This window comes from Mesorhizobium sp. M7A.F.Ca.MR.148.00.0.0 (assembly GCF_003997735.1).
Taxonomy (GTDB): domain Bacteria; phylum Pseudomonadota; class Alphaproteobacteria; order Rhizobiales; family Rhizobiaceae; genus Mesorhizobium.
Genome location: NZ_RZTB01000022.1, coordinates 45,253 through 64,724 on the forward strand (window position 1 = coordinate 45,253; position 19,472 = coordinate 64,724).

The window sequence follows — 19,472 nt, forward strand, 5'->3', positions numbered from 1 at the left end:
TCTTCTCCCCAGCGGGGGTGAGGCGTGGTCCGCGCAGCGGGCCAAAAGCCAACTGCTTGGCTTTTCGAACAACGAACGCCCGGAGGGCGGTGGCCGCAAAGCGGCCGGATGAGGGGGCCGGCTCGGCCTCAGACAATGCCGCCCGAGCCACCGGCGACCGCGGGACGTTCGGCCGCGACTTTCGCCCGATAGCCCGCCGCTCGATAGGCGGCGACCGGATCAATGGCGCCGCCGGTCTTCAGCCGCGCCATGGCGAGGATCGGCTCGACATCGGTGCGGTAGGCGGCTTTCAGCGTCTGCGTCGCCATCAGCGCGTCATTACTGTCCTGAAAACCTTCCAGCGCCTTGCGATCGACGAGCAGCGCCTGCGCATAGGCGCGCTGCACCTCGACCGCCGACAGCATCAGGCTTTCGATCGGATCGGTGACGTTGTGACTCTGGTCGAGCATGTGCGCCGGATCGAAACCCTCGGTGCCGGACAGTTCGGCATCGACCAGTTCGTTGAAGACGAGGAACAGCCGGTAGGGGTCGATCGAACCGGCATCGAGATCATCGTCGCCATACTTCGAATCGTTGAAATGGAAGCCGCCGAGCTTCTTGAACTGGATCAGCCGCGAGACGATCATCTCGATGTTGACGTTGGGGGCATGGTGGCCGAGGTCGACGAGACAGAACGCCTTGTCGCCCAATTCCCTGGCGATCATGTAGTTGGTGCCCCAGTCCTGCACGACGGTGGAATAGAAGGCCGGCTCGTACATCTTGTGCTCGCTGAACAGCTTCCAGCCGGCGGGCAGTCCGGCGTAAACCTCTTTCATGGCGTCGAGATAGCGCTCGAACGCCTTGGCGAAATTGACCTGGCCCGGGAAGTTCGAACCGTCGCCGATCCACACCGTCAGGGCCTTGGAGCCGAGCGTCTTGCCGATCTCGATACATTCGAGATTGTGCTCGACCGCTTGCCGGCGCGTGCCGGCATCGGCATGCGACAGCGAGCCGAATTTGTAGGAAAGCGCCTGGTCCTTCGCGTCGGAAAAAGTGTTGGAGTTCATGGCGTCGAAGCCGAGGCCAAAGCGCGAAGCCGCCTGTTTCAGCCGGTTCGGGTCGGCCTTGTCCCACGGAATGTGCAGGGAGACGGTGGGCGTCGCTTGCGTCAATTGCTGGATGACGGCGCAGTCCTCGATCTTGTCGAAGATGTCGCGCGGCTCGCCGGCGCCGGGAAAGCGGGCAAAGCGCGTGCCGCCGGTGCCGACGCCCCAGGACGGGATCGCCACCGCGAATTTCTCGACCTTGTCACGGATGGCGTCGATGGCGATGCCGCGACGGTCGAGCCGCTCGCCGAGCGAGGCGTAGTCGCGCTCGAGGTTGGGCTTGCGCGCGCCGTTGTCCTTGTCGACGAGGTCGGCGGAGATGATGGATTCGGACAAGTGCTGGTTCCTCCCAAAATATGTTCGGGCAGCGCTGCCCCTCATCCGCCTGCCGGCACCTTCTCCCCGTATAGTGACGGGGAGAAGGGCGAAGCGGCTAGCGCGTAAAGCTCTGGGCGTTGCCCGCGTCGACATTGATGATGTTGCCGGTCGACTTGGCCGACATGTCGGACGCCAGGAAATAGATCGCCTCTGCGATGTCTTCCGGGAAGACCGAGCGCTTCAGCATCGAACGCGAGCGATAATGCTCCTCCAGATCGTCGGTCGACATCTTGTAGGCGGCGGCGCGCTGTTCCTTCCACTCCCCGGTCCAGATCTTCGAGCCGCGAAGCACCGCGTCTGGGTTGACGACATTGACCCTGATCTGCGCCTCCGCGCCTTCCAGTGCCAGGCAGCGGGCGAGGTGGATCTCGGCGGCCTTGGCGGTGCAATAGGCGGCAGCGTTGGGCGATGCGGCAAGGCCGTTCTTGGAGGCGACGAAGACGACGTTGCCACCAATCTTCTGCGCGCGGAACAGCCGGAACGCTTCCCGCGAGACCAGGAAATAGCCGGTGGACAGGATGTCCATGTTCTTGTTCCACAGCGCCAGCGTCGTCTCCTCGATCGGCGCCGAGGAGGCCAGCCCTGCATTCGACACCAGAATGTCGATGCCGCCGAACTCGACCGCGGTCTCGGCAAAGCCCGAAATGACCTGGTCCTCCGAGGTGACGTTGATCAGCACCGGGCGGACGAAATCCTTGCCGTAGACTTTCGCCAGTTCGTCATTGGCGCTGGCCAGCGCTGCCTCGTCGATGTCGGCCAGCACCACGCAGGCGCCTTCGCGCAGCAGCCGGTTGGCGGTGGCGCGGCCGATGCCGCCGGCGCCACCCGTGACCAGGGCGATCTGGCCGGCAAGCGACTTCGCCTTCGGCATACGCTGCAGCTTCAGATCCTCGAGCAGCCAGTATTCGATGTCGAAGGCTTCCTGTGCAGGCAGGCCGACATAGGACGAGACGGTGGAGGCGCCGCGCATCACGTTGATGGCATTGACATAGAATTCGCCCGAAATGCGCGCCGTCGCCTTGTCGCCGGCGAAGGTGAACATACCGACGCCGGGCATCAGGTAGACCACGGCATTGGGATCGCGGATGGCGGGCGAATCCGGATGCTTGCAGCTGTCGTAGTAGGCCTGGTAGCCGACGCGATAGGCTGCGATGTCGTCGGCAAGCCGCGCGATCACCGCATCGACATCGGGCTTGGCTGGATCGAATTCGATGACCAGCGGGCGGATCTTGGTGCGCAGGAAATGGTCGGGGCACGAGGTGCCAAGTGCCGCCAGCGGGCGCAGATCCCTGGAATTGACGAATTCGAGCACGGCGGCGGAATCATCGAAATGGCCTGTTTTGTGGCTCTTTTCCGAGATCAGGCCCCGAATCCTCGGCATCAGTTTGGCCGCGATGGCACGGCGCTCGGTGGCGTCGAGTGCCTTGACCACTTCACCGCCGAAGATAGCGACACCCTCGGAGCGGCGCTCGAACCATTCGATCGCCTGGTTGATCACCGAGATCGTCGTCTCGTAGCATTCCCTGGGGGTGTCGCCCCAGGTGAACAGGCCGTGGCTTTCCAGGATGACACCCTTGGCGGCCGGGTGTTCGAGGCAGAATTTCTCCAGCCACAGGCCAAGCTCGAACCCCGGACGCTTCCACGGCAACCAGCCGATGGCGTCGCCGAAGATTTCTTTGGTCAGCGCCTTCGAATCCTTCGCGGCGGCAATGGCGATGATGGCATCGGGATGCATGTGGTCGACAAAAGGCTTCGGCACGTAGGCATGCAACGGCGTGTCGATAGAGGCCGCGCGCGGATTGAGGTTGAAGGTGCAGTGGGGCAGGAAGCCGACCATTTCATCTTCGTGCTCGACGCCACGATAGAGGCCTTTGAGCGCGCGCAGCTTGTCCATGTAGAGCGTGGCAAAGCCGTCCAGCTTGATCGAGGCGCTGTCGCCGCCCGAGCCCTTGACCCAAAGCACTTCGACATCCTCGCCGGTGAGCGGGTCTCTCTGCCAGATCTTCGACGACGTGTTGCCGCCCCCATAGTTGGTGACGCGCTTGTCGGAACCAAGTGCGTTCGAGCGGTAGACCAGAAGTTCCGGCCCGCTCATAGCGTGAGCCTTGGCCTCGTCCCACAGATTGGCGAGGCGCGCGCCGGTGCGCTTGTCAAGCATATGCAATCCTCCCGAAAGGCACGCAAAAGGCGCGGCCATTTGGCCCCGAATTTCCACGGAAGCGGTCGGCTTGTCAATCACAAAGGATCAATATCGATCATACTGCACTGCACAATGAAATTATATGATCGGAAATGATTGACACTGCGCGTTTTGGGTGCCTAGATGCTCAGGCAGGGAGGAACCATGCACGAAAAAGAGCGCCACAGGATCATTCTGTCCGCCGTCCAGGAAAAGCCTGTGGTGACGGTGCAGGAGATGGTCGACCTGACGGAGTCCTCCGAGGCGACGATCCGGCGCGATATCGCGGCTCTCCACGTTCAGAAGCGCCTGCGCCGCGTGCGCGGCGGCGCCGAGGCAATCTCGCCGCCGCAGTTCATCGGGCTGGCCGGCCGGCCCTTTTCCGTCAACGAAACGATCAACGCCTCGCAGAAGCGGGCGATCGCGCGTGAAGCGGTAGAGCTGTGCAAGGACGGCGAACCAATCATCATCAATGGCGGCACCACCACGTTCCAGATGGTGCATTTCCTAACCGGCCGCCGCATGCCGATCTTCACCAATTCGTTCCCGATCGCCGAGCACCTGCTCAAGCACTCCAAGAACACGGTGATGCTGTCGGGCGGCACCATTTATCGCGAGCAGAACATCATCCTGTCGCCTTTCGACAATGACGTGACGCGCAATTTCTATGCGCGCCGCATGTTCATGGGCGCGCAGGGGCTGGGGCCGCTCGGCCTGATGGAGGGCGATCCGCTTTTGATCCAGGCGGAGCAGAAACTGATCGACCAGGCCGACGAGTTGGTGGTGCTGGTCGATTCCTCGAAATTCCGCAAACGCTCCAGCCTGATCCTGTGTGGCCTGTCGCGCATCGCCACCGTCATCACCGATGACGGAGTAGAGGATCGCGAAGCCAAGATGCTGGAGACCGCCGGCGTGACGCTGGTCGTCGCCCGCACATCGGCAACCAACAAGGAAGAATCTTCACTGCAGGCCTGAGGCCAACTCGCGCTCGCAGCGACGATGGAATGCAACGCTCAAGGGAGGAAATTCGATGAGCTTCTTGAAGAAATTGATGGTAACGGCGGCCTTTTCAGCCGCCATGTTCGTGAATGCCGCCTATGCCGAAAACGTCAAGATCGCACTGGTGGTGAAATCGCTCGGCAACGGCTTCTTCGATGCCGCCAACAAGGGCGCCGAAGAGGCGGCCAAGGAACTCGGCGATGTCGACATCATCTACACCGGCCCGACCAAGGCGACCGCCGAAGCGCAGATCGAAGTGGTCAATTCGCTGATCGCGCAGAAGGTCAACGCCATCGCCATTTCGGCCAATGACGCCGACGCCTTGGTGCCGGTGCTGAAGAAGGCCATGGAACGCGGCATCACCGTCATCTCGTGGGATTCGGGCGTCGCTAAGGAAGGCCGCCAGCTTCACCTCAACCCGTCCGATACCGGCCTGATCGGTGAGACCATCATCAAGCTTGCCGCCGACCACCTGCCGGAAGGCGGCGAGGTCGCCATCCTGTCGGCCTCCTCGACCGCCACCAACCAGAACGCCTGGATCGACGCGGCCAAGAAAATCCTGCCGGAGAAGTTCCCCAAGATCAAACTCGTCGCCACCGTCTACGGCGATGACGATTCGGCCAAGAGCACCGACGAAGCCAAGGGCCTGTTGAAGTCCTATCCGAACCTCAAGGCGATCATCGCGCCGACCACCGTCGGCGTCGTCGCCGCCGCCCAGGTCGTCACCGACGAGAACCTGATCGGCAAGGTCAATGTCACCGGCCTCGCGCTGCCGTCGGAGTTCAAGAAGTTCATCGACAACGGTTCCAGCCAGGCGGTTGCGCTGTGGAACCCGATCGACCTCGGCTACTCGGCCGTCTACCTCGCCCATGATCTGGCGGTGAAGAAGGAAGAGGCGAAGCCCGGCGCCACGCTGTCGATCGGCCGCGTCGGCAAGGTCACGCTCGACGACACCAACTCGGCTGCGATGGCTCCGCCCTTCCAGTTCGACAAGTCGAACATCGAAAAGTTCTCCAAGATCTATTGATCTGGAGTCCTCTCGAGCTGACGCGGCGGGGCTCACGTCCCGCCGCGACTTTAAACGAACCTTGTTTCAGGGCTTGATACGATTATGGACACGACAGCCCAACACGGCGCGGTGAAGGAGCGGCCTCCGGCCCCGGCTCCACGCCTGACGCTGTCCGGCATCTCCAAGAGCTTTCCCGGCGTGCGCGCGCTGCACAATGTCAGCCTGTCTCTCTACCCCGGGCAGGTGACGGCGCTGATCGGCGAAAACGGCGCCGGCAAGTCGACGCTGGTCAAGATCATGACCGGCATCTACCAGCCCGATGAGGGTACGATCAGCATCGACGGCCAGGCCGTCACCATGCCGAGCGCGCATGCCGCCTTCGGGCACGGCGTCACCGCCATCCACCAGGAAACCGTGCTGTTCGACGATTTGTCGGTCGCAGAAAACATCTTTCTCGGCCATGCGCCGCGCACGCGATTGCGCACCATCGACTGGCGCACGATGCGCAAGAACGCGCGCGAAGTGCTTGACACCATGCATGCCGGCCACATCGACGCCGATGCGCGCCTGAAGGACCTCGGCATCGCCAACAAGCATCTGGTCGCCGTCGCGCGCGCCATGTCGATTGACGCGCAGATCGTCATCATGGACGAGCCGACAGCCGCGCTTTCGATGAAGGAGATCGAGGAGCTCTTTTTGCTGATCGAGTTCCTCAAGAGCGATGGCAAGGCGATCCTGTTCATCAGCCACAAGTTCGACGAGATCTACCGTATCGCCGACCGCTACACGGTGTTCCGCGATGGCGAGATGGTCGGCGAAGGCCTGATCAAGGATGCCGGCCAGAGCCAGATCGTGCGCCTGATGGTCGGCCGCGCGGTCGATCACATCTTCCCGCAGCGCAAGGCCGAGATCGGCGCGCCGGTGCTCTCCGTATCCGGCCTGTCGCATCCGACCGAATTCAACGACATCGGCTTCGAACTGCACAAGGGCGAGATCCTCGGCTTCTACGGCCTGGTCGGCGCCGGCCGCAGCGAGGTGATGCAGGCGATATCGGGCATCACCCGCACCTCAGCCGGCACGATCACGCTGGAAGGCAAGACGCTCGCGCCGAAATCGGCAGCGGATTCGATCGGTGCCGGGATCGTCTACGTGCCCGAAGAACGCGGCAAGCAAGGCGTGGTGATCGGCCTGCCGATCTTCCAGAACGTCTCGCTGCCTTCACTCAAGCGCACATCGAAGTCCGGCCTGCTGCGGCTGTCGGAGGAGTTCGATCTGGCCCGCTCCTACACCGAGCGGCTCGACCTCAGGGCCTCCTCGCTCAGCCAGGACGTCGGCACGCTATCGGGCGGCAACCAGCAGAAGATCGTCATCGCCAAATGGCTGGCGACGTCGCCCAAGGTGATCATCCTGGACGAGCCGACCAAGGGCATCGACATCGGCTCGAAGGCCGCCGTGCACGGCTTCATGGCCGAGTTGGTGGCGCAAGGCCTGTCGGTGATCATGGTGTCCTCCGAACTGCCCGAAATCCTCGGCATGTCCGACCGGGTCGTGGTCATGCGCGAGGGGCTCGTCGCGGCGGTCTACGACAATAAGGGGTTGGACGCCGAGACGCTGGTTCGGACGGCAGCGGGGATCGCGGCATGAAGGCTTTCCTCAAATACCGTGAAATCTGGCTGTTGGCGGCCATCGTCGTGCTGATCGGGCTGATCTCGACGCGTTTCCCGGCCTTTGCCGACCCCGGCAATCTGCGTCAGGTGTTCAACGACACCTCGATCCTGATGATCCTGGCGCTCGGCCAGATGGTGGTCATCCTGACCCGGTCGATCGATCTGTCGATGGCGTCCAATCTCTGCTTCACCGGCATGGTGGTGGCGATGCTGAACGCAGCACATCCGGCGATCCCGATCCCGCTGCTGATCGTCATTGCGCTGGCCGTCGGTCTGGTGCTCGGCGCCATCAACGGCCTGCTGGTCTGGCGGCTGAACATTCCCTCGATCGTGGTGACATTGGGCACGCTGACCATCTATCGCGGCGCCACCTTCGTCCTGTCCGGCGGCGCCTGGGTCAATGCCGACAAAATGAGCCCGGACTTCATCGGCTTTCAGCGCGCCGCCTTCCTCGGCATTCCGGTGCTGTCGTGGATCGCCATCCTGGTCATTGCGCTGTTCTTCGTCCTGATGACGCGCACCGCGCTCGGCCGCTCGATCTATGCCATCGGCGTAAACCCGACGGCTTCCGTCTATGCCGGCATCGATGTCGGCCGCACCAAGTTCATCGTCTTCTGCATCTCCGGCATGATCGGCGGCCTGTCAGGCTATCTCTGGATCTCGCGCTATGTGATCGCGTCGGTCGAGGTCGCCAATGGCTATGAGCTCAACATCATCGCCGCCTGCGTCATCGGCGGCATCTCGATCGCCGGCGGCATCGGATCGGTCGGCGGCGCGGTGCTCGGCGCACTGTTCCTGGGCATCATCTCCAACGCGCTGCCGGTCATCAACATCTCGCCCTTCTGGCAGATGGCGATTTCGGGCAGCGCCATCATCCTGGCCGTCGTGCTCAACGCGCGCGGCGAACGCCAGCAAGGCCGCATCATCCTCAGAAAGGTGGAGGCGTGACCGACATCCCTGCTCCGCGCCGCATTCCCGACCGGCTCGACAAGCCGCTTCGTTCGGCGATCTTTTCCTGGGAAGCGCTGCTGGTCGTGGTGGCCGTCGCCATCTTCGCCATCAACAGCTTCGCCTCGCCCTATTTCCTCGACCCGTATTCGCTGTCCGATCTGACCTTCAATTTCACCGAGAAAGGCCTGATCGCCTTCGCCATGGCGCTGCTGATCATCTCGGGCGAGATCGATCTGTCGGTGGCCGCCATTATTGCGCTGGCGTCGACGATGATGGGCATGGCGGTGCAGGCCGGCGCAGGCACGCCGGTGCTGGTGGCGATCGGCATCGTCGTCGGGCTCGGCTGCGGCGCCTTCAACGGTCTGCTGGTGACAAGGCTCGGCCTGCCGTCGATCGTCGTCACCATCGGCACGATGAGCCTGTTTCGCGGCATCGCCTTCATCATCCTCGGCGATCAGGCCTATAAGGGTTATCCCGCAAGCTTCGCCTTCTTCGGCCAGGGCTATGTCTGGTGGGTGGTGTCGTTCGAGCTGGTGCTCTTCCTCATTGCGGCCGTCGTCTACTCGTTCTTGCTGCACCGTACGAGTTTCGGCCGACGCGTCTTCGCCATCGGCAACAATCCGATAGCTGCGCAGTTTTCCGGCGTGCGCGTCGGTCGCACCAAGTTCATCCTGTTCTGCCTGACCGGCCTGATGTCGGGCATCGCCTCGGTGCTGATCACCTCGCGGCTCGGTTCGACGCGGCCATCGATCGCGCAGGGCTACGAGTTGGAAGTCATCACCATGGTGGTGCTCGGCGGCGTCAGTATCCTCGGCGGCGCCGGCAGCATTGTTGGGGTCGTGCTCGCAGCCTTCATCATGGGACTGGTGACTTTCGGGCTCGGCCTGCTCAATGTGCCCGGCATCGTCATGTCGATCTTTATAGGTCTGCTGCTGATCATCGTCATCGCCTTGCCGATCGTCTGGCGGCGATTGCGCGGAGGGCGCTGATGCCGCAGAAATACGCGTTCAAAATGAAGCTGAAGCCCGGCATGAAGGCCGAGTACAAGAAGCGCCACGACGAGATCTGGCCGTCACTCGTCGCGCTGCTGAAGCAGGCCGGCGTCTCCGATTATTCCATCCATCTCGACGAGGAGACCAATATCCTGTTCGGTGTTCTGTGGCGGCGTGACGACCACGGCATGGACGAATTGCCCGGATATCCGGTGATGCAGCGCTGGTGGGCTGAAATGGCCGACATCATGGAAACCAGGCCGGACAACGAGCCGGTGGCCGTGCCGTTGGAAACCGTGTTCCACATGGCATGAGTGCGATGCGCCACATCGCCGTCATCGACATCGGCAAGACCAACGCCAAGGTGGCGCTGGTCGACCTCGCGACGTTGAGCGAGGTGGCGCTGCGCCGCATGTCCAATGCGCCGGTGCGACAGGCGCCCTACCCGCATCACGATGTCGAGGCCTTGTGGGCATTCATCCTCGAAAGCCTTGCCGGTCTCAACCGCGAACAGCGCATCGACGCCATTTCGATCACCACCCATGGCGCGACCGGCGTGCTGGTCGACGCGGCGGGTGAACTGGTGCTGCCTGTGCTCGACTATGAGTTCGATGGCCCTGATAGACTGGCACCGGATTATGACGCGATCCGCCCCCCTTTCGCCGAGACCGGCACGCCGCGCCTGCCGCTCGGCCTCAATCTCGGAGCACAATTCTTCTGGCAGCAGAAAAGCTTCCCGGCGGAATTCGCCAGGGCCGCCGCGATGCTGATGTATCCGCAATACTGGGCGTTGCGCCTGACCGGTGTCGCCGCCGACGAGGTGACTTCGCTCGGCTGCCACACCGATCTGTGGAACCCTTGGACGGCGGATTTTTCATCATTGGTCGACAGGCTGGAATGGCGCGGGCTGATGGCGCCGGTGCGGCCGGCCAGCGATCGCCTCGGCCCGATCCTGCCCAGTGTTGCGATGCGAACCGGACTGGATCCGCAAACGCCGGTGTTCTGCGGCCTGCATGATTCCAACGCCTCGCTGCTGCCGCATCTTCTCTCCGACAAACCGCCTTTCTCCGTCGTCTCGACCGGCACCTGGGTGGTGTCGATGGCGGTCGGCGGCAAACAGATTGCGCTGGATGCCGCGCGCGACACGCTGGTCAATGTCAACGCAATCGGCGATCCCGTTCCCTCGGCGCGCTTCATGGGCGGCCGCGAGTTTTCCGTGCTGACAAAGGATCAGCCGGAGCAGTGGACCGAGGGTGATGTCGGCGCCGTGCTGGCGCGAAAAATGCTGCTGCTGCCGTCGACACAGCAAGGCTCGGGGCCATTCCCGCACCATGCCGCGGCATGGGTCAACGCCGACGGCCTGAACAGCGGCCAGCGCTTTGCCGCCATCTCGTTCTACCTGGCATTGATGACGGCAACCTGCCTCGAGTTGATCGGCGCGGACGGCCCGACCACGGTCGAAGGCCCCTTTGCCCGCAACCGGCTCTTTGTCGGCATGCTGGCGGCAGCCACGGCGCGCGCCGTTGTTGCGTCCGAGGCCGCCACCGGCACCAGCATCGGCGCCGCGCTGCTGGCATCCGATCGGCCGGCGACGCACGGCAAGGGCGAAAGAATAGAACCGCCTGTAGACCCGGCCTGGGCCGACTATGTCAGCGCATGGCGGGGGGCAGTCGAAGCGCAGGGCTGATCAGAGAATCCGTTTGCCGAAAGCCGACATGACGAAGTTGACCGCGTCGGTGCCGATCCGCGGCTCCAGATCCGCCGTCAGGCCCGAGACATCCATCGACAGCAAGCCACCGGAGAGCGCGATCGCCTCCATCGCCTGGTGTGTTTCGCGCACGGTCAGCCCGCCGGAGCCCGCCGCCCAGCCTGCGAATTCGGTTGCGGTGGGCGAATAGCTGACATGAAAGCCTTGCGTGCCTGAGGTGGCGATGCGGATCGCTTCATGCATCAGGTCGCGCATGCCCATGGCGTCGATGTCGGTCATGGTGAAAGCCGACACCCGCGAATCCTTCAGCACCCGCGCCTCGGCCGGATCGGCGTGGCGCAGGCCGACGATGACGACATTTTCCGGCGACAGCTGCGGCTGCAGCGCGCCGGCCTTGTGATCGAGCCCGAGCGATCGCGCCAGGACCGAACATTCCGGCAGGTCGATGCCCTCCTCGTCCTCTGGCATCAGGGCGGCGATGGAATCGATCCAGATCAGGCCGAAAGAATGCGTCGCGCGCGCCGTCGCGGTCAGCGCCTTGTGGGCGGTGCGACGATCGACGCCGGCAATCAGCCGGACCAGCCCCGATGGCGGCCGCTCGACATCGGCGAGTTCCACCACGTCGAAGTTCATCGCTTCCAGCCGGGCGCCGGTGCTTTCCCGGGCCATGATGCCGGCGGCCCCCTGCCCGGCCGTGATCTGCACCATCTTGCGGCCGGAAAAATCCTCGACGTCGTGCATCGGGGCCTTCTCGACATATTCCGAGGTCATCGCCAAAAGCATGGCGCCATAGCTCATGCGGAAGGCGACGCGGTCGCCGACGGAGGGCCTCGGGTCGGCATCGGCGACATCCAAAAGCAGATGGTCGCTGGAGGCGCCGAGCACCCTTATCCCCCTGGCGATCGGCGTCAGTCCCTCGACCAGCACATCCTCACGGCCGATATTGGCGATGGCGCGCAGCCTGTCGCCTTCGTCGGGGAAGACCGGCTGGTTGCCGAAGGCGTCGTAGCCCGATTGGCCGATCGGTCGTGACGGCTTGAGCTTGACCTCGATGATGTCGCTGGTCAGCCGGCAGGCATCGGGTTCGAGCTCCGCCCACGGCGTGTCGCGGAACGTCTCGACACCACCCTGCAGGATCGCCTCGCCGACCCGCAGATTGTTGATGCCGGCCGGCAACCTGCCTTCGAGCAGCAGCGGCAGCGACGACGAGGCGCCGCCGGAGATCACGTCGAGGCTTCTGCCGGACAGGCGCTCGGTCTTGTAGGCATGGGCGACGAGTTGGCCGAGATTTTCCGGCGTCGGCATGATGGCGCCGAAACAGCCGAGATTGGTGCCGATGCCGGCAATGCGAACGCCCTTGAACTGCAGTATCTGCTCGACGGTCGGGATCAGGTCGTTCGGCCAGATGCCCTCTCGGAGATCCCCGAGATCAATCATCAGCATGATGTCGTGGATGCGGCCCATGCGCTCGGCGATGCGCGATATCTCGCGGATGGTGGCGAGTTCCGACTGCAGGCTGATGTCGACGGTGCGCACCACCTCCTCGACCCGCGCCATCGGCGGGCTGCGCAACAGCATGATCGGCGCGTTGATGCCGCTGTCGCGAAGCCGGCGGATGTTCTCGAAACGCGATTCGGCGATGCCGGCGACACCGCCGCGCAACATGGCGCGCGCCACTTGCGGCATGCCGCAAGTGCCCTTGGTGACGCCGAACACTTTGATGCCCGACAGCGCGCAGCGCTCGACGATGGTGCGCGCATTGCGCTCGATGCGGCCAAGGTCGATGGCGACTTGCGGTCCCGACATCGCTAGCTCCCGTAGACCAGCCCCTGCGGGTCGATCTCCGGCTTGCGGCCGGCGACGAGGTCGGCAAGGAATTTGCCGGAGCCGCAGGCCATGGTCCAGCCGACATGGCCGTGGCCGGTGTCGAGATAGAGATTCTTGTAGCGAGCCTGGCCGATGACCGGCACCGAGTTGGGCATCATCGGCCGCAGACCCGCCCAGAACACAGCCTTCTTCTCGTCGAAGGCACCCGGGAAAAGATCCTTGCCGGTGCTGATGATCGTCTTGAAATCGGCGGGCTTGAAAGTTCGGTCGAAGCCGGTGAATTCGGCCGTCGAGGACATTCGCAAGCGGTTGCCCAGCCTGGAATAGCCGATCAGCCGGTCCTCGTCGGCGCCGCCCATGGTCGGTCCCTTGCTTTCGTCCTCCAGGGGAATCGTCGCGGTATAGCCCTTTACCGGATAGACAGGCAGGTCGATGCCGTAACGGCGCCCGAGCAGGCCGCTCTCCGGTCCCATCGAGATGACCACGGCATCGCCGGCGACCGGGCCGGCCGACGTCATCACCGCGCGCACATGATCGCCCTCGATGTCGAGGCCTTCGACTGTCGTGCCGAACAGGAATTTGACGCCGAGCTTCTCGGCAGCATAGGCGGCCAGCCTGTCGACAAACTGCTTGGAATCTCCGGTCTGGTCGGTTGGCGAATAGACGCCCCCGGCAATCTTGTCCTTGACGCCGGCAAGGCCTGGTTCCAGTTCGACCAGCCGGTCGCGGCCGACGATTTCGATCGGCAGGCCGTTCCTGGCAAGATAACGGTAATTGTCGGTACCGGTGTCGAGGCTCTTTTGCGAGCGGAAGAAATAGAGGATGCCCTTCTTGCGCTCGTCGTAGTGGATGCCGGTCGCTTCCGAAAGCGCATTGATGCAGTCGCGCGAATAGAGCGCGAGCCTGAGCTTGACGTCGGTGTTGGCGCGCAGGCGCGCCACCGTGCACTGGCGCAGGAAACGCAGGCTCCAGGCGAGGAAATAGGGATCGAGGCGCAGCCTGACCTTGATGCCGAGATCATGGTTGTAGAGCCCGCGCAGGAAAGTCTTCAAAGCCGCCGGCGAGGCCCAGGCGGTGGCGTCACCCGGTGACACCAGGCCGGCATTGGACTGGCTGGTGCCTTGTGCCGCCGCCGGATGGCGCTCGATCACTGTCACCTCATGGCCGTCGCTGGCCAGATAATAGGCGGCCGCCGTACCGACGACACCGGCCCCGAGCACCGTTATTTTCATGCCATCCCCCAAGAGCTCCTCGCGGCGCGGCGCCTCCGCACCTTGCCGCGAACGCCTTCAATAGCGCTTCGCTGCCCGCCTTGCGAGCCCTTGGGAGAACCCGGCTCAGCCGCGCGCGGAGTTCTTGCCGGTCAGGATGCGTTCCCAGGCGAGCGCGTCGGCGACGATCTGGTCGAGATCGTCGCGTTGCGGGGTCCAGCCGAGCTCGGCGCGGGCGAGATCCGAATTGGCGACCACCGCCGCGGCGTCGCCGGGACGGCGATCGCCCATCTTCACCTCGAAATCATGGCCGAAGGCGCGGCGCACGCTGTCGATGACCTCGAGCACCGAGTAGCCATGGCTGTAGCCGCAATTGGCGACGAGGCTTTGTCCCCCGGCACGCAGCCGCTGCAAGGCCAGGCGATGCGCCGCCGCCAGGTCGCTGACATGGATGTAGTCGCGCATGCAGGTGCCGTCCGGCGTCGGATAATCGGTGCCGAACACCTGCATGAACGGCCGCTTGCCAAGTGCCGTCTCGCAGGCGACCTTGATCAGATGGGTTGCGCCCGGCGTCGACTGGCCGGTGCGGCCCTTCGGGTCGGCGCCGGCGACGTTGAAGTAGCGCAGCGCGGTATAGCGCAGGCCATGCGCGATCGACGCGTCGCGCAGCATCCACTCACTCATCAGCTTGGACAGGCCATAGGGCGATTCCGGCGACAGGCGGGCGGCCTCGCGCACCGGCTCCAGCCCGGCCCCGCCATAGACGGCGGCGGGCGATGAAAAAATGAAATTGGGCACGCCTTCGCGCACCGCGGTTTCGATCAGCGTGCGCGTCTTCGAGGTGTTGTTCTCGTAGTAGCTGAGCGGGTCGGCGACCGATTCCGGAACCACGATCGAGCCGGCGAAATGAATGATCGCGTCGACCTTGTTCTCCCTGATGACCGAGCCGACCAATTCCCGGTCGGCAACGTCGCCGACGACCAGCTTCGCCTCCGGCGCCACCGCCCATTCGAAACCGGTGGAAAGGCGATCGAGGACGACCACGCCCTCGCCGGCATCAAGCAACTCCCAGACCATGTGGCTGCCGATATAACCGGCACCGCCTGTAACCAAAACCGTCATCCGCGTCCTCGCTTATCCAAGATTTATCGGAAACTGTCTCAACCCCCGCTCTACTGGAAAGCCCGCCGCATAACCATTGAAACCGTGGTAACCGGCATCGCCGGCTAGTGGCATCGTCCTGAAACAAAGTTGATCCACATCAAGGGAATAGGCCACGATCCGTGATCGTTAGGAACAGGTCCGGGGCGTGGCATTTTGACCAAAAAGGCCAGGTGGACGACCATCAGGCCAATGATTATGATCCCGCGCAAAAATTGGGAAGCCTATATGAACTATCAGCGGTTCTTCGAGGAAGCGATCGACCAGCTCCATGCCGAGCGTCGCTACCGCGTTTTCGCCGACCTGGAGCGGATCGCGGGCAAGTTCCCGCGCGCCATCTGGCGTTCCAATGGCCGCGCCGAGGAAATCACCGTCTGGTGCTCCAACGACTATCTCGGCATGGGCCAGCATCCCGACGTCATCGCCGCGTTCCAGAATACCGCTGGCAAGATGGGTTCGGGCGCCGGCGGCACCCGCAACATTTCCGGCACGTCGAACCCGCTGGTCGAGCTCGAGGTGGAGCTTGCCGACCTGCACGACAAGGAAGCGGCACTGGTCTTCACCTCCGGTTTCGTCTCCAACGAAGCCTCGATCTCGACCATCGCGAAGCTTTTGCCCAACTGCCTGATCATCTCGGACGAATTGAACCACGCCTCGATGATCGAAGGCGTGCGGCGTTCCGGCGCCGAGAAGAAGATCTTCCGCCACAACGACGTGGCGCATCTGGAAAGCCTTTTGCAGACGGCGGGGCGCGAACGCGCCAAGCTGATCGTCTTCGAAAGCGTCTATTCGATGGATGGCGACATCGCGCCGATCAGAGAGATCGTCGAGCTCGCCGAGCGCTACAACGCCATGACCTATATCGACGAGGTCCATGCCGTCGGCATGTACGGGCCGCGCGGCGGCGGCATCACCGAGCGCGAAGGCCTGGCCGACCGCATCGACATCATCGAAGGCACCTTGGCCAAGGCGTTCGGCACGCTGGGCGGCTACATCACCGGCACCAGCGCCGTGATCGACGCCGTGCGTTCCTATGCGCCGGGCTTCATCTTCACCACGGCACTGCCGCCGGCGATCGCGGCTGCCGCGACCGCGTCGATCCGCCATCTCAAGCGCTCGCAGGCCGAGCGCGACGCCCAGCAGCAGCAGGCGAGCCGAACCAAGCAGATCCTGTCGGCCGCCGGCCTGCCGGTGATGGACTCGCCGACCCACATCGTGCCGCTGCTGGTCGGCGATCCCGAGGCCTGCAAGATGGCCAGCGACCGCCTGCTCGGCGTGCACGGCATCTACATCCAGCCGATCAACTACCCGACCGTGCCGCGCGGCACCGAGCGGCTGCGCATCACGCCAACGCCGTTCCACTCCGATGCACTGATCGCCGAATTGCAGGATGCGCTGGTCGAGACCTGGGATGCGCTCGGCATCCCCTATGGCTCCGCCGGGCGGCCTTCGGTGGCCAAAAGCGACCGCATCATTCCCCTGCTGGTCCCCAAGTCAGGCGGCTGAAGCCGTTGCTGGTTGCGCCTGTCGATTGCTTCCAACGCCGCGACGCTCCGACGTCACGGCATGGATCCTAGGTCTCCGCGACGTCGCTTCGCGACTGCTACGCCCTAGGATGACGAAGCGTGGGGGCTTCTGGCTAGTCACAGAGTTGGAGTCTGGCATCGTAGCAATGGCCGACCTTCGAGGTTGGCCGAGGCATCTTTCTCTTCGTCGTCCTAGGGCGGAGCAAGGAGCGAAGCGACGCGGCGCAGACCCTAGGATCCATGCCGTTACTGCGGCCGAAGAGTGAGGCGGTCCAGAATCTTCAAACGCGCGGCTTTCCTGTCCAGCCCAATCCTCAAACTGCCTTCATCCACTTCGCCAGCCGGTGCGCCGCTTCCTCGACCTGGTCGAGGCGGCGGTGGAAACACAACCGCAAAAACGCCTCGCCGCCGGGGCCGAAAGCGGTGCCTGGCGCCAGGCCGACATTGGCCTTGTCGACAATGTCGAAGGCAGCGGTGCGTGAATCGGTGATGCCGTCGACAGTGAAAAACAGATAGAACGCGCCCTGCGGCACCGTAAACCGGGCGCGGCCGGTGGCGCCGAGAATGCCGCAGACAAGGTCGCGCGCCTTGCGCGCCCGCTCCACCTGTTCGGCAACGAAGGCATCGCCCCCGTCAAGGGCGGCGGCCGCGCCGCGCTGCATGAACTGGGCGACGCCGGAGTTCGAATACTGGATCAGGTTCTCGAACACCTGCTGCAAGCTCGGATGCGTCTTGATCCAGCCGACGCGCCAGCCGGTCATCGCCCAGTTCTTGGAGAAGGAGTTGACGTACAGGATGCGGTCTTCCGCCGACGCGATGTCGAGGAAGGACGGCGCGCGGCCGTGGCCATAGTGGAAAAGCGAATAGATCTCGTCGGCGATGATCCACAGATTTTTCGCGCGCGCCAGATCGAGGATGGCCTGCAAGGTCTCATGATCGGCGGTCCAGCCGGTCGGATTCGACGGCGTGTTGATGAACAGCGCCTTTGTGCGCGGCGTGATCGAAGCCGCGAGCTTCTCGACGTCGCAGGACCAGCCATTGCCGGAATGATCGAGCGTCACCGCGACCGGAACGGCTCCCGCTATCGCTGCCGCGGCATCGAAATTCGGCCAGGCCGGCGACAGATAAACCACCTCGTCGCCCGCGCCGGCGAGCGCATCGAGCGCCAGCTGGATGGCATGCATGCCGGAGCCGGTGACGATGAATTCTTCCTCCGGGAAGGTCTTGCCGAAATGCCTGGCATAGTAGCGGGAGAGCGCCTGCCTGAGATCGGGGATGCCCCTTTGCCAGGTGTAGAATGTCTCGCCACCGGCCAGCGCCTTCGACGCGGCATCGGTGATGAAGGCTGGCGTCGGCAGGTCGCCCTCGCCGGCCCAGAGCGGAATCATGCCTTCGCGCAGGCGGCCGTAATTGACGACGGCGACAATGCCGCTTTCGGGTGCCGCACGGGCCTCGGTGCGCAAACTGTCGATCAGGGTCATTGGCGGGTCCGTTTTGGTCTGCGGTTTTCGTCAGCGGTCCTTACCAGATGCGAAAACAGAAAACCCCGGCCGCGAACGACCGGGGTTTTGGTCCAGCAAATGCCGCCCGTGGTCAGCGCCTGGCGAGCAGATCGCGAATTTCAGTGAGCAGCGCGACGTCGGCGGGCGGCGGAGCGGCCGGTGCAGCGGGTTTCTCGCGCTCAAGCCGCTTGCGCATGTTGTTCACCGCCTTGACCATCAGGAAGATGATGAAAGCGAGGATGAGGAAGTTCAGCGCCACGGTGATGAAGCTGCCATAGGCAAAGACCGCGCCCTGCTTCTTGGCATCGGCCAACGAGGTCGCGTTGACGGCTGAGGACAATCCGAAGAAATAGTTGTTGAAGTCCAATCCGCCGAAAATCGCACCTACGATCGGCATGATGATGTCGTTGACAAGGGAATCGACGATCTTGCCGAAGGCCGCGCCGATGATGACGCCGACCGCAAGGTCCATCACATTACCCTTGGAAATGAATTCCTGGAATTCTTTCAGCATTCGACCCTCCTTGTCGTGACTGGCCGAGCTGCCGTTTCCGTCCTTGCGACATCGACCTGAGACAACATAACAAAAACCTCCTGACGCAACATCGGCAAAAAGGAGAAAGCAACCGGTTTCTCCTTACCGGGAGCCGGCTAGGTTGCTCGCCAAGACCGACTCCGGTTCAGTTGTTCGAGACCCACGGTTCGGCAGGAGCAGCGTTGAATTTCTGGCAATCATAGGCGATTTCGCCTATAATATTCTCATGAACATGCTCGAAACCATCAGCATTGACGTTTACCCGTGGGCGGCTCCGACAAAGGAGCAGCGCGCTTGGTTCGACGCACTTTCGCCCGATGAGAAGCGGAAAGCGATTCAGGCGGCCATCGACGAAGGTTTTGAGAGCCCCGTCAGCGACAAGTCTATCGACGACATTATTCGGGAAGCGCGTGCCGAATTCCCGCATGCGCCATAGGATAACGCATCGCGCCGAACGCGATCTGAAAGACATTTACCGACACATCTTCGAAAACTTCGGCCACACTCAGGCCGAAAAGTATCTGCGTGAACTCGACGCGGTGTTTGAATTGCTCGGCGATTACCCGAATATGGGCAGGCTCTATGAAGGCAGGACCCATCAGTTCGTCCATGGCAAGCACATCATCCTCTATCGTATGGGTTCGGAGGAGATCATTGTCGGCCGCATCTTCCACGGCGCCCAGCGGCGATCTTCACCATAACGACATCGACACCGACGCGCCGGCCTGAGAACCGTCCTATG

General features: G+C 63.3%; 17 protein-coding genes. 10 read left to right on the forward strand and 7 right to left on the reverse strand.

The window, feature by feature from the left end:
* Window positions 1-128: 128 nt before the first annotated feature.
* Window positions 129-1,421, reverse strand: coding sequence for an L-rhamnose catabolism isomerase (gene rhaI / locus EOB49_RS11400; protein ID WP_164781647.1), 1,293 nt, complete (start codon window positions 1,419-1,421; stop codon window positions 129-131).
* Between the two features lie 97 nt (window positions 1,422-1,518).
* Window positions 1,519-3,621: a bifunctional rhamnulose-1-phosphate aldolase/short-chain dehydrogenase gene (locus tag EOB49_RS11405; RefSeq protein ID WP_127381028.1), complete on the reverse strand. Its 2,103-nt coding sequence runs from the start codon at window positions 3,619-3,621 to the stop codon at window positions 1,519-1,521.
* A gap of 186 nt (window positions 3,622-3,807) precedes the next feature.
* On the opposite strand from EOB49_RS11405, the gene EOB49_RS11410 reads away from it, so the two are divergent.
* The 7 genes from EOB49_RS11410 to EOB49_RS11440 all read left to right on the forward strand — a co-directional run bounded on the left by EOB49_RS11410 (window position 3,808) and on the right by EOB49_RS11440 (window position 10,947).
* The gene (locus EOB49_RS11410; RefSeq protein WP_127381029.1) at window positions 3,808-4,617 is read left to right on the forward strand and encodes a DeoR/GlpR family DNA-binding transcription regulator; all 810 of its coding nucleotides are present in this window, start codon (window positions 3,808-3,810) and stop codon (window positions 4,615-4,617) included.
* 55 nt (window positions 4,618-4,672) lie between these two features.
* Window positions 4,673-5,668, forward strand: a complete 996-nt coding sequence (gene rhaS, locus EOB49_RS11415) for a rhamnose ABC transporter substrate-binding protein (RefSeq protein ID WP_013533599.1) — start codon at window positions 4,673-4,675, stop codon at window positions 5,666-5,668.
* Window positions 5,669-5,752: 84 nt separating this feature from the next.
* Window positions 5,753-7,294, forward strand: a complete 1,542-nt coding sequence (locus EOB49_RS11420) for a sugar ABC transporter ATP-binding protein (protein WP_127381030.1) — start codon at window positions 5,753-5,755, stop codon at window positions 7,292-7,294.
* Window positions 7,291-8,265: an ABC transporter permease gene (locus EOB49_RS11425; RefSeq protein WP_127269352.1), complete on the forward strand. Its 975-nt coding sequence runs from the start codon at window positions 7,291-7,293 to the stop codon at window positions 8,263-8,265. Before EOB49_RS11420 ends, EOB49_RS11425 begins: the two co-directional genes overlap by 4 nt.
* Entirely contained in the window at window positions 8,262-9,257 is a 996-nt protein-coding gene (locus tag EOB49_RS11430; RefSeq protein ID WP_127381031.1) for an ABC transporter permease, read from the forward strand. The genes EOB49_RS11425 and EOB49_RS11430 overlap by 4 nt, the downstream gene beginning before the upstream one ends.
* Window positions 9,257-9,574, forward strand: coding sequence for an L-rhamnose mutarotase (rhaM, locus tag EOB49_RS11435; protein ID WP_127330852.1), 318 nt, complete (start codon window positions 9,257-9,259; stop codon window positions 9,572-9,574). The genes EOB49_RS11430 and rhaM overlap by 1 nt, the downstream gene beginning before the upstream one ends.
* Window positions 9,571-10,947: an FGGY-family carbohydrate kinase gene (locus EOB49_RS11440; RefSeq protein WP_127381032.1), complete on the forward strand. Its 1,377-nt coding sequence runs from the start codon at window positions 9,571-9,573 to the stop codon at window positions 10,945-10,947. Before rhaM ends, EOB49_RS11440 begins: the two co-directional genes overlap by 4 nt.
* On the opposite strand, the gene EOB49_RS11445 is transcribed toward EOB49_RS11440, so the two are convergent.
* From EOB49_RS11445 to galE, 3 genes are all read right to left on the reverse strand, one after another.
* Window positions 10,948-12,774, reverse strand: a complete 1,827-nt coding sequence (locus tag EOB49_RS11445) for an alanine racemase (RefSeq protein WP_127381033.1) — start codon at window positions 12,772-12,774, stop codon at window positions 10,948-10,950.
* A gap of 2 nt (window positions 12,775-12,776) precedes the next feature.
* Entirely contained in the window at window positions 12,777-14,027 is a 1,251-nt protein-coding gene (locus EOB49_RS11450; protein WP_127381034.1) for a D-amino acid dehydrogenase, read from the reverse strand.
* Between the two features lie 105 nt (window positions 14,028-14,132).
* The gene (gene galE / locus EOB49_RS11455) at window positions 14,133-15,128 is read right to left on the reverse strand and encodes a UDP-glucose 4-epimerase GalE (RefSeq protein WP_127381035.1); all 996 of its coding nucleotides are present in this window, start codon (window positions 15,126-15,128) and stop codon (window positions 14,133-14,135) included.
* A 267-nt stretch (window positions 15,129-15,395) separates the two neighbouring features.
* On the opposite strand from galE, the gene hemA reads away from it, so the two are divergent.
* The gene (gene hemA / locus EOB49_RS11460; RefSeq protein ID WP_127381051.1) at window positions 15,396-16,673 is read left to right on the forward strand and encodes a 5-aminolevulinate synthase; all 1,278 of its coding nucleotides are present in this window, start codon (window positions 15,396-15,398) and stop codon (window positions 16,671-16,673) included.
* Window positions 16,674-17,007: 334 nt separating this feature from the next.
* On the opposite strand, the gene EOB49_RS11465 is transcribed toward hemA, so the two are convergent.
* Window positions 17,008-18,174, reverse strand: a complete 1,167-nt coding sequence (locus EOB49_RS11465; RefSeq protein ID WP_127381036.1) for a pyridoxal phosphate-dependent aminotransferase — start codon at window positions 18,172-18,174, stop codon at window positions 17,008-17,010.
* Window positions 18,175-18,286: 112 nt separating this feature from the next.
* Window positions 18,287-18,709: a large conductance mechanosensitive channel protein MscL gene (gene mscL / locus EOB49_RS11470; protein WP_027038576.1), complete on the reverse strand. Its 423-nt coding sequence runs from the start codon at window positions 18,707-18,709 to the stop codon at window positions 18,287-18,289.
* Between the two features lie 142 nt (window positions 18,710-18,851).
* Between mscL and EOB49_RS11475 the strand changes: the two genes are divergently transcribed.
* Together EOB49_RS11475 and EOB49_RS11480 are read left to right on the forward strand one after the other, a co-directional pair.
* The gene (locus tag EOB49_RS11475) at window positions 18,852-19,166 is read left to right on the forward strand and encodes a hypothetical protein (RefSeq protein ID WP_127381037.1); all 315 of its coding nucleotides are present in this window, start codon (window positions 18,852-18,854) and stop codon (window positions 19,164-19,166) included.
* Complete coding sequence (locus EOB49_RS11480) at window positions 19,156-19,431, forward strand: type II toxin-antitoxin system RelE/ParE family toxin (protein ID WP_127330868.1); 276 nt, start codon at window positions 19,156-19,158, stop codon at window positions 19,429-19,431. The genes EOB49_RS11475 and EOB49_RS11480 overlap by 11 nt, the downstream gene beginning before the upstream one ends.
* The last annotated feature ends 41 nt before the right edge of the window (window positions 19,432-19,472 follow it).